The organism is Vibrio sp. 10N.261.55.C5, assembly GCF_041470505.1.
In the GTDB taxonomy this organism is placed as follows: Bacteria; Pseudomonadota; Gammaproteobacteria; order Enterobacterales; family Vibrionaceae; genus Vibrio; species Vibrio crassostreae_C.
In genome coordinates this window covers 20,607-35,814 of record NZ_JBFRMS010000033.1, presented here as the reverse complement: position 1 = coordinate 35,814, position 15,208 = coordinate 20,607, and the positions used below count along the sequence as shown (strand labels likewise).

Below are 15,208 nucleotides of genomic sequence, written 5' to 3'. Positions count from 1 at the left end.
GCCAGAGCCAGAGCCAGAGCGCCAATTTTCGAGTCACCACTCTAGCTACGCAGAAATACGCGCGGCTGAGTTTGAGGTTCCTAACCTTGAAGATGTTCAGAAACTACTCAGCCGTTTAGAGGCGACCAATGTTGTTGATGAACTGAACCTTGATGAGTTGATGGATCAGAACACCCAGAAAATCGCCCAGCAAGCAGACATGCAAATGTTTGATGCCGCGGTTGAGTCTGTTCAAGTGTTCGAAGAGCCAGAGATTCAGGATTGGAATCTTCCAGAACCCGATTTATCAATTGTTTTAGAGCCACCTGTTGAATCGCAGAAAATTGAAGAGTTACAAGCTGAATCGTTGGAGACGGAACAAGTAGAAGTTAAGGCTGTTGAGCCTGAACTTGACGTTCCTGATCCCGAGACAGTTATTGAACCCGAAACTCAAGCAGGAGGTGCTGACCAGTTTACCTCTTGGGAAAGTACGGTTCGCAAAGAAGACTTTCAAGTCTTGTATTTTGATGTAAACGGCGTGACCTTTGCGGTGCCACTTGATGAGCTTGGCGGCATCCATCGCCTTGAAGAGTTAAGTCATATCATTGGTAAGCCAGCTTGGTATTTGGGTTTACAAACCAACCGTGATAGTCAGCTAGATGTGGTCGACACCGCAAAATGGGTGATGTCTGAGAAACTATCAGGTGACGAATACAAAGAAAACTATCAATATATAGTGATGCTTGGAGAGAGCTTGTGGGGCCTTGCGGGCACCGAGCTCAAAGGCACCGAGCTACTTAATACAGACAAAGTACGTTGGCGAGAAATGGCAGGGAAACGCCCATGGCTCGCTGGTATGGTAAAAGAAAAAATGTGTGCTTTGATTCATGTTGAAGCATTAATCGCCATGCTAAACGCAGGGCTAGATGTAAAAGCATTAAGCTAGTCATAAGCATTAGGCTAACAATAAGCATCAAGTTAATAATAGTGGTCGGTAACGACGGCAAGAGGATTATCTATGTCTCATATGAGTGAAGTTGAAGTAAGAAAAGAGCAAACGAATGATGAAGTACTTCAATGGGTGACTTTCCAGCTAGAAGAAGAAACTTACGGCATCAATGTAATGCAAGTACGTGAAGTACTGCGTTACAGCGAAATTGCTCCAGTACCGGGTGCTCCAGATTACGTTCTAGGTATTATTAACCTACGTGGTAACGTTGTTACTGTTATCGACACTCGTTCTCGCTTTGGTTTGATGCAAGGTGAAATCACAGACAACACTCGTATCATCGTTATTGAATCTGAGCGTCAAGTAATTGGCATTCTAGTAGATAGCGTTGCTGAAGTGGTTTACCTACGTTCTTCCGAAATCGACACAACGCCAAGTGTTGGTACTGATGAAAGTGCTAAGTTCATCCAAGGTGTAAGTAACCGAGATGGCAAGCTGCTTATCTTAGTAGATCTAAACAAACTACTAAGCGAAGACGAATGGGATGAGATGGCTCACCTGTAATGTTTGAAGCGCTTCCTTTAAGCCCTATCGCTCTGATATCAGGCGTTGGGGTTTTTACGTTATTTATCCTGATTTTGATTAGCAAAGTAAAACGTGCGATTCAAAAGCAGCTCGATCAGTCACGCCTGCAAGTTCGTAACTTGGACAAAGAGCTTCAAAAATCGAGTAAGCAATTACTTGAGGTTCGCTCTGTTGTGGTTGGCCTTGGCCAGAAAGTGACTGAACAACAAGATCTTATCAAACATTTGAATGAACGTATTGTTGAGCTGGAACATGCGGATACCGATGGACGTTTGTACACACGTGCAACGAAAATGGTTCAGCTTGGCGCTGGGATTAACGAGTTAATTGAAGAATGTGAATTACCCAAAGCAGAAGCTGAGCTGATGATGTCTCTGCAGAACAAGCTTGCTGGTAAAGAGAAAATTCCTTCATTACGAAGCGACCCTTCATCGTACGATGATCAACCCGATGCCTCTCGCGATCGCAGAGACCCGCCTCGACGTCGTTAAATTGAGCGCTTAATTCGTATTGAGCAATTGATGTTTATTACGTATTCCTCTTAAAAGAAGCTTCGGCTTCTTTTTTTATGCCTGTCCGATCTATATAGAACGATGTTTATAAGTGCTTGTATCTACGACAATATCTTGTTTGTTGATGAAAATGTGTAAATTGTGATGAGGTGGTAACAGTTTCTTACCGACTTTGTTCTATCGAAAACGCCTAGTCCTGTTTTGTCACCATGTTGGTGTGCTACTATAGCGCTCTCATTACTCGACTAAATTTACCTATGCTAGAAGTCTCAAATTTAACTGCTATTCGTGACGACAGGATTCTGTTTGAATCGTTGTCTTTTCAATTGAAACCAGGTGAGCTGGTTCAAGTTGAAGGTCGTAACGGTACCGGGAAAACGACACTCCTTAGGATTATTACTGGCTTAGGCGATCGCGATGACGGCACTATCTCTTGGGACGGTGAGTCTATTGAATCGAGTCGAGATGTTTATCATCAAAATTTACTTTTTCTTGGTCACCAAACAGGCGTAAAGCGCGAGCTTAGTGCTTATGAGAATCTGAGCTTTTATCAGTCGATTCACAGTGGCGGTACCAGCAAAGAAGAGCTTTATCACGCGCTGGCTCAAGTCGGGCTTGCGGGCAGAGAAGACGTACCTGCGGGGCAACTTTCAGCAGGCCAACAACGCCGAGTTGCGTTGGCTCGCCTTTGGTTGAGCAAGCAAATGTTGTGGATTCTTGATGAGCCGCTGACTGCCATTGATAAGCAGGGCGTGAAAGTTCTCGAATCTCTTTTTTCTCAGCATGCAGACAACGGTGGCATTGTGTTGTTAACCACACACCAAGATATGTTTGCTGATAGCCCGAAACTAAGAAAAATAAAGTTGGGTGAGTAATATGATCTCTTCAATGACCACGATTATCCGACGCGAACTGCTTATCGCGTTTCGACGTCAAGCGGATATCTTTAACCCTTTGTGGTTCTTCATCATTGTTATCACGCTTTTCCCTTTGAGTATTGGCCCAGAGCCAAACCTACTTGCGCGTATTGCTGCGGGTATTGTTTGGGTGGCCGCTTTGCTCTCTGCATTGCTCTCTTTAGAGCGTCTTTTCCGTGATGATTTTCAAGATGGCGCCCTTGAACAGATGATGCTGATGCCAATCCCGTTGCAGTTGGTAGTATTGTCCAAAGTCATAGCACACTGGTTGTTGACCGGGTTACCATTGATTTTAATCAGCCCATTATTGGCTGTTTTGTTGTCTTTAGATTTTGATACATGGCTCTCAGTTGTGTTGACCTTGCTGGTAGGAACACCCGCATTGAGTTTTATTGGTGCGATTGGTGTTGCGTTAACCGTTGGGTTACAGAAGGGCGGAGTCCTGTTAAGCCTGTTAATCTTGCCGCTTTACATCCCCATTTTAATCTTCGCGACGTCAGCAATTGACGCTGCGGCTTTGGGCGTTGCATACAACGGTCAATTGGCGGTGCTTGGGGCAATGTTAATGGGTGCGATGACTATGACGCCTTTTGCGATCAGTGCCGCACTTAGAGTAAGTGTGAACTGATTGGGGTTCCGTTATCGTATAGCCAATGTGAACCAAATGTGTCGATTGGACTCATAGAGTCAATAAAACTGAAAGCAAGACAAATAAAATTATTATAATTATAGCTTTAATAGCTGTAAGCAATATGAAGTAAGAGTGAGATTACAACATGTGGAAATGGCTCCATCCCTATGCCAAAGCAGAAACCTCTTATCAGCTTGCTGGTAAACTTTTGCCATGGTTTTCGATCCTAGCGCTATTGTGTCTATCCGTCGGTACCGTGTGGGGGCTTGCATTTGCGCCTTCTGATTACCAACAAGGCGATAGCTTCCGTATCATCTACATCCATGTTCCGTCTGCAATCTGGTCGATGGGCGTTTACATGTCGATGGCGATTGCTGCCTTTATCGGTTTGGTATGGCAGGTAAGGCTATCAGACATGGCCGCACTGGCGATGGCACCGATTGGTGCTGTGTTTACCTTCATTGCGTTACTAACCGGCGCTGTTTGGGGTAAACCAATGTGGGGCGCCTGGTGGGTTTGGGATGCGCGTTTAACCTCAGAGCTGATTCTTCTATTCCTATACTTGGGTGTGATTGCACTACACCACGCTTTTGACGACCAAAAAACAGCAGCGAAAGCGGCGGGTATCTTGGCTATCGTTGGTGTCATCAACCTACCTATCATTCACTTTTCAGTAGAGTGGTGGAATACACTTCATCAAGGCGCGACCATTACTAAGTTCGCAAAACCTTCGATCTCAAGTGACATGCTATGGCCGCTTCTTCTTAACATCTTCGGCTTCGCCTTTTTCTTTGGTGCTGTGACTATGGTTCGTTTCCGTAACGAAATCATCAGTAAAGAAAGCCATCGTCCATGGGTTCGCAAGCTTGCGGCTGATAAAGCGTAGTAGGGTAGGTATTTATGTATTTTGAATCTTTGAGTGATTTCTTTGCCATGGGCGGTTATGCATCATACGTATGGAGTGCATTTGGAATCACATTTCTCTCGATGATTATCTTACTGGTGGTAAGTGTTCGTCGTGGTAAGCAATTACTAACTGAAGTACAAGCTAAGGTTGATCGCCAAGCTCGTATCGATGCAGCAAAAAATATGGAGAACACTCTATGAACCCAAGACGCAAAAAGAGGCTGGGCATTGTCTTAGCGATCTTTTTTGGTATCAGTGCAACTGTTGGATTGATGGTTTACGCACTTAACCAGAACATGGATCTGTTCTACACACCAACTGAACTTGTTAATGGTAAAGATGGTAAAAAACCTGAGGTTGGTCAACGCCTACGTATTGGTGGCATGGTCGTAGTCGGCTCTGTAAGCCGTGACAATGAATCACTACGTGTAAGCTTTGATTTGCAAGATGTAGGCCCTAAAGTAACGATTCTATACGATGGCATCCTTCCTGATCTTTTCCGTGAAGGTCAAGGTATTGTTGCTCAGGGTGTGCTTAAAAATGCAACGACAATCGAAGCGTTTGAGGTGTTGGCAAAGCACGATGAAGAGTACATGCCTTCTGAAGTTGCGGAAGCAATGAAGAAAACCCATGAGCCTTTGCAATACACGACTGAACAAAAAGAAGGAAATGCTCAATGATAGCCGAGATCGGCCATTTTGCGATGATCCTGTCCTTGGGACTTGCATTGCTGCTAAGCGTGCTCCCATTGTATGGAGCCGCTCGAAATAACACATTATTGATGAACAGCGCACGACCGTTGTCGTGGGGTATGTTCGGATTCTTAGCGATTTCGTTCTTTATCTTGTGTTACGCGTTCTACACCAATGATTTTACGATTCAATACGTAGCAAGTAACTCGAATAGCCAACTGCCTTGGTACTACCGAATTACGGCGGTTTGGGGCGCTCACGAAGGTTCATTACTGCTTTGGGTTCTTATCCAAGCGGGTTGGACAGTTGCAGTAGCGACATTCAGTCGTGGTATGCCTCAAGAGTCTGTGGCTCGCGTTTTGGCTATCATGGGTCTGATTACTGTCGGCTTCTTGCTGTTCATTATCGTGACGTCTAACCCGTTCTTACGTACATTGCCTTTCTTCCCTGTTGATGGCCGTGACCTGAACCCACTACTGCAAGACCCGGGTTTGATTATTCACCCGCCAATGCTTTACATGGGTTATGTAGGTTTCTCTGTTGCGTTCTCTTTCGCAATCGCTTCTCTAATGAGTGGTCGTCTTGATACGGCATGGGCTCGTTGGTCGCGTCCTTGGACAATCGCAGCTTGGTTATTCCTAACGGTAGGTATCGCACTAGGTTCATGGTGGGCTTACTACGAACTTGGCTGGGGTGGCTGGTGGTTCTGGGATCCAGTAGAAAACGCTTCATTCATGCCTTGGTTGGCTGGTACTGCTCTAATGCACTCACTAGCGGTAACTGAGAAGCGTGGCACATTTAAAGCTTGGACAGTACTGCTGGCTATCTCTGCATTCTCGCTAAGCTTACTAGGGACATTCTTAGTTCGTTCGGGCATCTTGGTATCGGTTCACGCATTCGCGTCGGATCCTGCTCGTGGTATGTTTATTCTAGGTTTCCTAGTCTTTGTTATCGGTGGTTCACTGCTGTTGTTTGCTATTAAAGGCGCATCGGTTCGTGTTCGCGGTAACTTCGATCTGGTTTCTCGTGAAAACGCACTGCTTGGTAACAACATCTTACTGATTGCAGCGCTTGTCGTTGTGTTAGTAGGTACGCTACTGCCATTAGTTCACAAACAGTTAGGCTTGGGCTCGGTATCTATCGGTGCACCATTCTTTGATATGTTGTTCTTCTGGTTAATGATCCCGTTCTCGTTCCTGCTTGGTATCGGTCCTCTGATCCGATGGAAACGTGACAACCTGTCTAAGCTTGTTAAACCAATGCTGATTTCAGGTGCACTCTCACTTGGCTTGAGTGCGCTAATGGTTGCTCTACTGGCTGACCGCTTCAGTGGTACTGCGTTTGCTGGTTGGGTAATGGCGTTCTGGATCATCTTCATGCACGGCTTTGAGCTGCATGAGCGTGCGACTCACCGTCATACATTCTTGAAAGGTCTAACTAAGCTACCTCGTAGCCACTGGGCAATGATGTGTGGTCACATAGGTTTAGCCGTGACAGTGATTGGTATCGCGATGGTGCAAAACTACAGCATCGAACGTGATGTACGTCTGGCGCCAGGTGAAAGCTACCAGCTTGAAGAATACAGCTTCCTGTTTACAGGGGTTCGTGACAAAGATGGTCCTAACTACGATGGTTACATTGCTGACTTTGAAATTACTAAAGAAGGCAAATACATCAACACGCTTCACGCTGAAAAACGTTTCTACACCACAGCTAAGTCTATGATGACAGAAGCAGCGATTGACCGTGGCGTAACGCGCGACCTTTACATTGCAATGGGTGAACGTTTAGACGACAACAAATCTTGGGCTGTACGTATCTACTACAAACCATTTGTACGTTGGATCTGGGCAGGTTCTTTGATTATGTCGATTGGTGGCGCTATTGCTATCAGTGACCGTCGTTACCGTTTCCGTAAGCCAATCAAAAAGTTGGCTGAAGAGCAGGAGGCTTAATTCGAATGAACAAGAAGATTTTATTCATTCCATTGATTGCGTTCATGGTTCTAGCTGGAATCTTTGCAACGCAATTAATGCGCAACCAGTCGGGCGATGACCCAACTAAGCTAGAATCCGTATTGATTGGTAAGCCTGTTCCTGAGTTTGGTCTAGAAGACTTAGAACAACCAGGTAAGTTTCATGATCAAGCGATCTTTAAAGGCGAGCCACTGCTTCTTAACGTGTGGGCGACTTGGTGTCCTACTTGTTATGCAGAGCACTCTTACCTGAACAAGCTTGCGGATCAAGGCGTTAAGATCATTGGTCTTAACTACAAAGATGATCGCAACAAAGCGGTTGGTTGGCTAAAAGAGTTGGGTAACCCGTACCTAATTAGCCTGTTTGATGGTAATGGCATGCTAGGCCTTGACCTTGGCGTGTATGGCGCGCCTGAAACTTTCCTAATCGATGCTAACGGCGTAGTTCGCTACCGCCATGTTGGTGACGTGAACCCAACCAACTGGGCATCGACGCTTGAGCCGATGTATCAAGAGTTGTTGGAGGAATCGAAATGATTAGAAAGGCACTGATTACTCTATTCGCTACGTTCGCAATTTCAGCGACTGTTTCTGCTGCGCCTATCGAGTTCCATGAATTTGATACCGTAGATCAAGAACAGCAGTTCAAAGAGTTGAGTAATACGCTACGTTGCCCTAAATGTCAGAACAACACGATTGGTGATTCGAATGCTGAGCTAGCGGTCGACTTACGCCAAAAAGTGTACGAGATGACAAAAGACGGCAAGTCTGAGCAAGAAATTATTGATTACATGATTGCTCGTTACGGTAACTTTGTAACGTACAACCCGCCACTGACCTTAGCTACATCGATCCTTTGGATTGGTCCGTTTGCGGTTGTTGTGTTTGGATTTGGTTTGATTATTTTACGAAGCAGAAAGTCAAAATCAAAAGCAGCAGTAGAGTCAGATAAAGACTGGGATGCAGACAAAGAAGCTCGCTTAAAAGCGTTACTCGATGAAGAGAACGACGGAGATAAGAAGTAATGACTCTATTTTGGATTTCTACCATTATCCTTTCGCTAGCGGCAATTTTCTTAATTGTTCTGCCTTTCATTAACAAGAAGGCAAACAATGACGAGATGCTTCGCGACGAGTTGAATAAAGCGTTCTATAAAGACCGTCTTGTCGAGTTAGAAGTAGAAGCAGAGGAAGGTCTTGTTGATAATCAACAAGAACTGATCGCTGATTTGAAACAGTCTCTGCTTGATGATGTTCCTGCACAAGAAGAGATGAAGAAAACTCAAATCTCTACGCTTGGTGTGGTTGTACCGTCGATCATTCTTGTCGTGGCTGTGACTTATGGTATGTACTTTAAGTTCGGTGCATTGGACAAAGTTCAACACTGGCAAGAAGTGAGCTCGAACCTTCCTGAGTTGTCTAAAAAGCTAATGTCATCGGAAGGTGGTGCACTAACGGATGATGAACTGGAAGATTTGACTCTGGCGCTTCGTACTCGTCTGCATTACCAACCAAAAGATTCAACAGGTTGGTTACTACTCGGTCGTATTGCACTGGCTAACCGTGATGCTGAAACAGCAAAAGATTCTATGGAGCGAGCTTACAAGCTTGAACCTAAGAATGAAGATGTTCAGTTAGGTTTCGCACAAGCACTGATGCTTTCACCTGATGAAGCGGATCAAAACCAAGCTCGTTTGATTTTGAGCCGTTTGATTCAAAACGATTACGTCGACCTTCGTGTGTTCTCACTGCTAGCGTTCGATGCATTTGAGCGTCAAGACTACCCGGGTGCTGTGAAGTACTGGAGCATCATGCAACAGATGATTGGTCCACAAGACAGTCGCTATGAAATGCTTTCGCGCAGTATTGAAAGTGCTCAGAAGAAAATGGGCGACAATATGGGTGTCGACCAAGGTAAGACTGTTGCTGTAACGCTCGATCTATCTGCAGACGTGAATGCTGACCCTAACTCAGTGTTAATTGTTTCAGTACACAGAGCAGATGGTTCTCCAATGCCTATCGCAGCCGCTCGTTACCCACTAGGGACTTTCCCTCGTACTGTTGTTCTAGATGACGGCAACAGCATGCTGGAAGGACAAGAGCTGTCTAGCCTTGAAACTCTGATGGTTAGAGCTAGGCTTGATACAGACGGCAACGTTTCAACTCGCGAAGGCGATTGGTACGGTGAAAGTGAAGTGGTTGAACTGGGTGCTCCAGTTACCATTGATATCAATAAGCAATATTAATCATCACTTTGCATAGGTGTTAGCTATTCCGATTTGCAGATAAACGGTATAGACTTAGCCAAACAATTGAGGCCAGCGATTGCTGGCCTTTTTTATTATTTGAATTCCTTATGGAAAAGGTGATATGTCTGTCAGTGTTTTAAGACTCTCGAGTTTACTTTTTATCGCAAGCTTAACGGTTGGGTGTTCAAGTGCGCCGGACGAAAGTGTTGACGATGATAACCTCGAAACCTCTGAATACGTCGAAGAGTCCCACCCGAATGATCCTTTTGAAGGCTTCAACCGAGCGATGTGGGATATCAACTACGAATATCTAGATCCTTATTTAGTTCGCCCTGTTTCCCTCGCTTATGTTGACTACACCCCTGTGCCAGTACGTTCTGGTATATCCAATTTTCTAGCCAACTTAGACGAACCATCAAGCATGGTGAATAACCTTATTATGGGCAATGGTGAAAAAGCACTCGACCATTTCAATCGTTTTTGGATTAACTCAACGATTGGTTTGTTTGGCTTAATCGATATTGCCAGCGAAGCGGGGATCACCAAATACGATGATAAGTCGTTCTCTGATGCGATTGGTCATTACGGGGTAGGGAATGGTCCCTACTTCATGGTGCCGGGTTATGGCCCAATAACAACGCGTGAAGTAACTGAAACCGTTGATGGTATGTATGTGCCTCTGTCTTTCTTGAACTTCTGGGCTAGCTTAGGTAAGTGGGCATTTGAAGGTATGGAAACACGTGCTCAGTTAGTGTCACAAGAGGCGCTCTTGGATAACTCTCCTGATCCATATGCATTAACGCGTGATGTTTACATTCAACGTCGTGATTTCAAAGCCGAGATTGAACCTGAAGAAGTCGATCTGGAAGAAGAAGATTTCATTGACGGATACCTAGAAGATTACTAGATATAAGATTTTGAATAACTGATAAAAGAAAGGCTTGATGTTGAAAATAACATCGAGCCTTTTTTATATTTGCTACTTTAGATTAAGTAACCAGATTAGAAACGGTAGTTAGCTTGGATACCTACTAGCCAAATGCTACCCGTTACTTCACCTTCAAAAGTGCCGCCAAACGGTGCTGATGCTGCGTCATCTTCTAGCATTTTCGCATCTTTCGCTAAAATGTAAGTGAAGCCTGCATCTAGAGTTAATTGCTCAGACCATTGATAGCCTGCACCAATACTTAACCAAGTGCGGTCTGTTTCTGGGATCGTTGCTGTACGGTGCTTTTCACTTACAGCTGAAGTATCGTATGCAATACCAGAACGTAAAGCTAACTTAGGCGTCATTTGGTAAGTCGTACCAACTGCAAAACGGTAGTTGTCTTCCCAGTTCTCTTGTTTGATTTCTACGCTGTTTTCACCCGGAAAATCAGCAACAAGCTCTTTAAAACTGCTCCAGTTTGTCCAGTTAATGCTTGCGTGAACCGCGACTTTATCTGTCAATTGGTGGAAACTTGCAAGTTCTGCTGTAGCAGGAAGCGCAAGATCCATAGAGCCTGCATCTTTCTTATTTGGTTGACCGAAGTTAAAACCGTGACCGTTAGCATGACCTGATAGAGTTAAATCAACTTCTGATTTATAGGTAAAACCTAGGCGGTTGTTTTCATTGATTTGCCAAGCTGTACCGATCTGCCAACCCCAAGCAGTATCGTCACCTTCCATGTATTTCAGAGCGTCGCCTTTTGATACTCCAATCTGTTGAATAGAAGTTGCTGATACCGCACCAAAACTGCCTTCAGCCATGATGTAACGAACACCACCACCAATAGATACACTTTCAAGTACTTGGTATGCAGCGTTTAGGTTTAGCTCCATTGTGGTAACACTTGCTTCGTTACCGTGGTTAGCACCACCGAAGTCTGTACCTAGGTCTGTTTCCATACCGTAGTTAGTACCAGCAGCAAAACCTAATGCAAACTTGTCGTTGTACTTATGAGAAACATAAAAGTTTGGAATTACTGCGCTATGTGCAAAATCGCTAGAGTTAGATGAGGACTTAGCGCCAGTAAAAGCAGACGTAGAAGTGCCATCGATATCAATGTTAGGATCAACATAGATAGCACCAACAGAAACTTGTGTGCCTTCTAGGTAAGTCAGCATAGCAGGGTTACGCCATTGTGCGTCTGCACCGTCAGCCATTGCTGCTTCACCCGCGTATGCGCGGCCTAGGCCTGTTGCTGAGTATTCTGCTAGTTGAAAACCTGCCGCGAGAGTTACGGTAGAAGTCGAAAGTAGTCCAACTGCCACTGCAGCAGATAGAAGAGTCTTATTCATTTTCATTATTATGTTCGCTGAATCATAAGTATTTAGTGGCGTGATTCTACTTTTAGAGTCATTACTTTAAAAATGAAATTCGAATAAAACAGTGTTTTAGGGATTTAATGAGTAAATGTGTTTAATTATTAGAGAAATAATCTAAATGTTTCGGCTGTGTTGCGAAGTTTGAGCGTACACTTGTAGTCATATATTGACCTTGCAGGCTACAGTTGTAAGCTTAAATTGAAGTGGGTCAGTGGTTTAGGTAATAAAAAAGGGTCGCATAATGCGACCCTTTGGGGATAAATTATTAGCTTATATTAGAAGCTACGGCTGTACTGCAGACCCATCAGGATTGCATCAGCATGTGTTGTTGCGTTAACACCGGTTGAAAGCCCAGGAGCGACTGGCGTAGTTTCTGATACATCTACATCATCACCCATTAGGTATGTGAAGCCGAAGTCAACATTAGAAACTGTGTCAATGTGGTATGTGAAACCAGCAGAGAACCATTGACGATCAGAATCTGGAACAGAAATTGAAGTCAGTTCATCCTGTGCACTTGTGTCGTACATGTAACCTGCACGAAGAGTCCAATCAGAGTTTAGGTAGTATGTACCACCAATAGCGTAGTGCCAGCCATCTTGCCATTGGTATTGTTTCGCATACGACGAGCCAAGAGGTGAGCCTTGTAAGTTTTCAAAGTCGATTTGATCGAATGCACCCCAACCAATCCATTGTACAGAGTAGTGAACTGCGAATTTAGTATCTTCGATTTTGTGGTAACCCGAGAATTCAGCGATATCAGGTAAAGGTAAGGTGATTTCTTGGCCTTTATCATCTTTAGCTGTGATCTCTGGACTGTAGCGGTAAGCTAAGCCGAAGCGGTTGTTTTCGTCTAGTTCATATACAGTACCAACATTGAAGCCCACAGCCCAACCATCAGCCTCATCAACATCGACTAATGTTGTTCCGGCAGGAACTAAACCGCCACTAGCTACACCTAGAGCTGCACTAGTTTCTCTTTTCATGGTGCCTTGACCGTAAATAAGGTCTAAACCTGCACCAAAGCTCCATTGTTTATTCAGTCGGTATGAACCAGCAAGGCCAAAGTTAATGCTCTGAACATCTGTTAAGCCGCCGTATTCAGCTGCAGTATAACTATCATCAAACTCTGTCTTAGTACCGAAGTTTGAGTACGCATTAACACCCCAAGCGAATTTATCATTTACTGGAACGATAAGGTGGATATTTGGCGCGATAGATGTATCACCAACATCATCCGTGTCGGCAACCGGAATTGGACTGCCATTAATATTGTATTCAGCATCGTTTACTTCAATCATTGAAGTAATGCTTTCAAAACCAAGCGAAAGCTCAGTTTTGTCAAATAGTGCCATTGCTGCAGGGTTACGTGCCATTACTGACGCGTTATCTGCGATTACTGCATCACCAGCGAAAGCACGGCCGATGCCGGTTGCTGATTGTGCGTTAAGTTGGAAACCTGCTGCCATCGCTTGCGAAGACGCCAGTGTAATTGTTACTGCTAAAAGAGACTTTTTAAACAGACGCGTGTTGTTGGTAGTCATTCATTTATTCCTTTATATATCCGCCTCTACAGGGCGATTAATTTGAGCAATTGCTCAATGGTGGCTGATCCTATTCGCAAGTATACGATATACAAATCCGACCATTGGGGATTTTGAGTGGAAAATTATGGAAATGACGCCTATCTGGCACGAAAATGGTGTGAAATGCTGTTTTTTAGAGTTTTAACTCTAGAGGTATTGGTGGTGTGAATGGTTTTGTGATTTATTTATAAATAAAGCCCAGCAATATCAGTAATATAATTGCTGGGCCTTTTGTGACGGGGCTTTAAGAGCGAATCAGCTCATTGGTTTGATCATTTTTGTCAGCTTTTCGGCGATTTTGGAAACATCCTCACCATTTTCACCCACAAGGATTAAGCTGCTGCCATCTACGGGTGTTACCGAGCCGGACATGCCTTTTTCATCAAAATCGATAGGTTTGTCTGTTGGAATACCGGTTAAAAACAGTGTTACTTTGCCTTTTGCGCCTTGGAAGACCATATGTACTGCGTTGGATTTACCAAAGCCACAGTGGTTTAGGTAATAAACATGGTAAGGGAAAGCGTCATCAAACTGAAAAGCAAATGGGTTCATTTTTGCGTTGATCTGCTGCGATGTAACCTGTTCATCGATGCTACTAACAAAGCTCTTCTCATCAACAACATGCTTCATCGCTGTATCAACTAAACTAGCTTGCGCAGGTGAAACGAATGCATTTCCCCAATTCACTTGGCCAACTAATAAACCTGCAACGAATGCTACTGAGGCGGCCATTGCCATTGCTCGTCTCGCAAACGTTGGCCTTACTACTTTGCTTTCTTCGCTTGAGGTCTGATTGAACAGAATACGATCAGCAAGATCGTCTGGCACATCCACATTCATCGCAGAGTGGATCTGTTTATCAAGCGCTAGTACATCGTCTAAGAAGTTACTATTGGCTTCGCTATTCGCGGTCGCATCAACAATATCTTGTGTACGTTGTTTAGGTTCCGACAATACACGACGACGAAATTCCAAATCATCCATTATGTTGCCCCCTCTCTGCCTCTTCTGTATCCAACAGCTCTTTCAACTGATTTCGAGCTCTGAATAAACGTGTCATCACCGTGTTTTTGTTGAGATCGAGAATATCGGCAATCTCATCACCACTAAAACCACCAATCACTTGCAAGAAGAGAGGTTCACGGTAATCAATTTCAAGTTTCATGATCTGGGCTTGCAACCACTGATGCTGATGGTGCGGGTCATCACTGACACTAGCATCGTTACCGTGATCGTCGATATCAACCAGATCAAACTGTTTGCGTTCAAAACGTCGAGCGTTCTCGCGTCTCAATATGGTAATCAGCCAAGATTTGGCGGCTTTTTCATCTTGAAGGCTATCGAGTGACTTCCATGCACGAAGGCAAGTTTCTTGAACTAAGTCTTCGGCAATGCTTTTGTCTTTGCATAACCAATAGGCGTAGCGAAAGAGGTCACGATGATAGGCGCGCACAAGTGCTTCGTATTTTCTTTGTTTGTCCATATCAGAGTTGACCGGACGCTTGGCTGTTTTCTTTCCAAACATTTTTATTATTGACACACGAGCCTCCATAATTGCTCTGCGTATAGCTGTCCTCTATACGTTGTGCTTCGTTTTTATATTTTTAGAGCTAACGATCGGCAGGAAATCGTAAAATCACATTAAAATTGATCTACTTCAAAATCTAAGGCCTCGAACTCGTTATAGTACACCTTGTCGTCTAGTTAGTCATTCGTGGCTAGCATGTTGAGCAAGACGACACTTCCTTTTGAAGGCTGACTTTACTTTCTCCTAATCAGGAAACTGATTATTTCAATTGGCGCTAAGTTAATTGCTTTATATACATTCCGACCACACAGCTTTGTGTGGTTTTTTTTTTGCCTCAAGAAAACCATTCCCTACACAGCGATAACAGTCTTTGCTTACAATAGTTTAGTCTCT

At 44.2% G+C, this 15,208-nt stretch carries 17 protein-coding genes; 13 read left to right on the top strand and 4 right to left on the bottom strand.

The annotated features are described in order from the left end of the window. From AB4263_RS13295 to AB4263_RS13235, 13 genes are all read left to right on the top strand, one after another. Positions 1-925: chemotaxis protein CheW (locus AB4263_RS13295; RefSeq protein ID WP_372098351.1), on the top strand; the 925-nt coding region annotated here is incomplete at its 5' end. A gap of 72 nt (positions 926-997) precedes the next feature. Next, a complete protein-coding gene (locus AB4263_RS13290; protein ID WP_017064109.1) occupies positions 998-1,492 on the top strand; it encodes a chemotaxis protein CheW in 495 nt (164 codons plus the stop codon). Then, positions 1,492-2,004: a DUF2802 domain-containing protein gene (locus tag AB4263_RS13285; protein WP_372098350.1), complete on the top strand. Its 513-nt coding sequence runs from the start codon at positions 1,492-1,494 to the stop codon at positions 2,002-2,004. The genes AB4263_RS13290 and AB4263_RS13285 overlap by 1 nt, the downstream gene beginning before the upstream one ends. Before the next feature lie 278 nt (positions 2,005-2,282). Further along, a complete protein-coding gene (gene ccmA, locus AB4263_RS13280) occupies positions 2,283-2,900 on the top strand; it encodes a cytochrome c biogenesis heme-transporting ATPase CcmA (RefSeq protein WP_017060659.1) in 618 nt (205 codons plus the stop codon). Between the two features lies 1 nt (position 2,901). Continuing rightward, entirely contained in the window at positions 2,902-3,570 is a 669-nt protein-coding gene (ccmB, locus tag AB4263_RS13275; protein ID WP_017060658.1) for a heme exporter protein CcmB, read from the top strand. A 148-nt stretch (positions 3,571-3,718) separates the two neighbouring features. Beyond that, entirely contained in the window at positions 3,719-4,459 is a 741-nt protein-coding gene (locus AB4263_RS13270) for a heme ABC transporter permease (RefSeq protein ID WP_372098349.1), read from the top strand. Between the two features lie 14 nt (positions 4,460-4,473). Continuing rightward, positions 4,474-4,680 (top strand): heme exporter protein CcmD, encoded by a 207-nt coding sequence (gene ccmD / locus AB4263_RS13265; protein WP_008218322.1) that lies wholly within the window; start codon positions 4,474-4,476, stop codon positions 4,678-4,680. Continuing rightward, on the top strand, positions 4,677-5,159 hold the full coding sequence (gene ccmE / locus AB4263_RS13260; protein ID WP_017064106.1) for a cytochrome c maturation protein CcmE: 483 nt from the start codon (positions 4,677-4,679) through the stop codon (positions 5,157-5,159). The genes ccmD and ccmE overlap by 4 nt, the downstream gene beginning before the upstream one ends. After that, on the top strand, positions 5,156-7,126 hold the full coding sequence (locus AB4263_RS13255; protein WP_372098348.1) for a heme lyase CcmF/NrfE family subunit: 1,971 nt from the start codon (positions 5,156-5,158) through the stop codon (positions 7,124-7,126). Before ccmE ends, AB4263_RS13255 begins: the two co-directional genes overlap by 4 nt. Positions 7,127-7,131: 5 nt before the next feature. Beyond that, positions 7,132-7,683: a DsbE family thiol:disulfide interchange protein gene (locus AB4263_RS13250; RefSeq protein ID WP_017060653.1), complete on the top strand. Its 552-nt coding sequence runs from the start codon at positions 7,132-7,134 to the stop codon at positions 7,681-7,683. Next, positions 7,680-8,171, top strand: a complete 492-nt coding sequence (locus AB4263_RS13245) for a cytochrome c-type biogenesis protein (protein ID WP_065583667.1) — start codon at positions 7,680-7,682, stop codon at positions 8,169-8,171. The genes AB4263_RS13250 and AB4263_RS13245 overlap by 4 nt, the downstream gene beginning before the upstream one ends. Continuing rightward, positions 8,171-9,391 (top strand): c-type cytochrome biogenesis protein CcmI, encoded by a 1,221-nt coding sequence (ccmI, locus tag AB4263_RS13240; RefSeq protein WP_136982081.1) that lies wholly within the window; start codon positions 8,171-8,173, stop codon positions 9,389-9,391. Before AB4263_RS13245 ends, ccmI begins: the two co-directional genes overlap by 1 nt. A 124-nt stretch (positions 9,392-9,515) precedes the next feature. Further along, entirely contained in the window at positions 9,516-10,301 is a 786-nt protein-coding gene (locus AB4263_RS13235; RefSeq protein WP_372098347.1) for a VacJ family lipoprotein, read from the top strand. A 95-nt stretch (positions 10,302-10,396) separates the two neighbouring features. On the opposite strand, the gene AB4263_RS13230 is transcribed toward AB4263_RS13235, so the two are convergent. The 4 genes from AB4263_RS13230 to AB4263_RS13215 form a co-directional block, all read right to left on the bottom strand. Beyond that, on the bottom strand, positions 10,397-11,680 hold the full coding sequence (locus AB4263_RS13230; RefSeq protein ID WP_372098346.1) for an outer membrane protein transport protein: 1,284 nt from the start codon (positions 11,678-11,680) through the stop codon (positions 10,397-10,399). A gap of 296 nt (positions 11,681-11,976) precedes the next feature. Further along, positions 11,977-13,245, bottom strand: a complete 1,269-nt coding sequence (locus AB4263_RS13225) for an outer membrane protein transport protein (RefSeq protein WP_069597167.1) — start codon at positions 13,243-13,245, stop codon at positions 11,977-11,979. 297 nt (positions 13,246-13,542) lie between these two features. Next, entirely contained in the window at positions 13,543-14,271 is a 729-nt protein-coding gene (locus AB4263_RS13220; RefSeq protein WP_017060647.1) for a DUF3379 domain-containing protein, read from the bottom strand. Continuing rightward, on the bottom strand, positions 14,264-14,812 hold the full coding sequence (locus tag AB4263_RS13215) for a sigma-70 family RNA polymerase sigma factor (RefSeq protein ID WP_017060646.1): 549 nt from the start codon (positions 14,810-14,812) through the stop codon (positions 14,264-14,266). Before AB4263_RS13215 ends, AB4263_RS13220 begins: the two co-directional genes overlap by 8 nt. Positions 14,813-15,208 lie beyond the last annotated feature (396 nt).

What these genes read in the sequence shown, in the direction of transcription:
- AB4263_RS13220 (WP_017060647.1), bottom strand. Translation starts at nt 14,271, where the DNA reads ATGGATGATTTGGAATTTCGTCGTCGTGTATTGTCGGAACCTAAACAA.
- ccmI (WP_136982081.1), top strand. Translation starts at nt 8,171, where the DNA reads ATGACTCTATTTTGGATTTCTACCATTATCCTTTCGCTAGCGGCAATT.
- AB4263_RS13230 (WP_372098346.1), bottom strand. Translation starts at nt 11,680, where the DNA reads ATGAAAATGAATAAGACTCTTCTATCTGCTGCAGTGGCAGTTGGACTA.
- AB4263_RS13285 (WP_372098350.1), top strand. Translation starts at nt 1,492, where the DNA reads ATGTTTGAAGCGCTTCCTTTAAGCCCTATCGCTCTGATATCAGGCGTT.
- AB4263_RS13225 (WP_069597167.1), bottom strand. Translation starts at nt 13,245, where the DNA reads ATGACTACCAACAACACGCGTCTGTTTAAAAAGTCTCTTTTAGCAGTA.
- AB4263_RS13250 (WP_017060653.1), top strand. Translation starts at nt 7,132, where the DNA reads ATGAACAAGAAGATTTTATTCATTCCATTGATTGCGTTCATGGTTCTA.
- AB4263_RS13215 (WP_017060646.1), bottom strand. Translation starts at nt 14,812, where the DNA reads ATGTTTGGAAAGAAAACAGCCAAGCGTCCGGTCAACTCTGATATGGAC.
- ccmB (WP_017060658.1), top strand. Translation starts at nt 2,902, where the DNA reads ATGATCTCTTCAATGACCACGATTATCCGACGCGAACTGCTTATCGCG.
- AB4263_RS13255 (WP_372098348.1), top strand. Translation starts at nt 5,156, where the DNA reads ATGATAGCCGAGATCGGCCATTTTGCGATGATCCTGTCCTTGGGACTT.
- AB4263_RS13290 (WP_017064109.1), top strand. Translation starts at nt 998, where the DNA reads ATGTCTCATATGAGTGAAGTTGAAGTAAGAAAAGAGCAAACGAATGAT.
- AB4263_RS13245 (WP_065583667.1), top strand. Translation starts at nt 7,680, where the DNA reads ATGATTAGAAAGGCACTGATTACTCTATTCGCTACGTTCGCAATTTCA.
- AB4263_RS13235 (WP_372098347.1), top strand. Translation starts at nt 9,516, where the DNA reads ATGTCTGTCAGTGTTTTAAGACTCTCGAGTTTACTTTTTATCGCAAGC.
- ccmD (WP_008218322.1), top strand. Translation starts at nt 4,474, where the DNA reads ATGTATTTTGAATCTTTGAGTGATTTCTTTGCCATGGGCGGTTATGCA.
- ccmE (WP_017064106.1), top strand. Translation starts at nt 4,677, where the DNA reads ATGAACCCAAGACGCAAAAAGAGGCTGGGCATTGTCTTAGCGATCTTT.
- AB4263_RS13270 (WP_372098349.1), top strand. Translation starts at nt 3,719, where the DNA reads ATGTGGAAATGGCTCCATCCCTATGCCAAAGCAGAAACCTCTTATCAG.
- ccmA (WP_017060659.1), top strand. Translation starts at nt 2,283, where the DNA reads ATGCTAGAAGTCTCAAATTTAACTGCTATTCGTGACGACAGGATTCTG.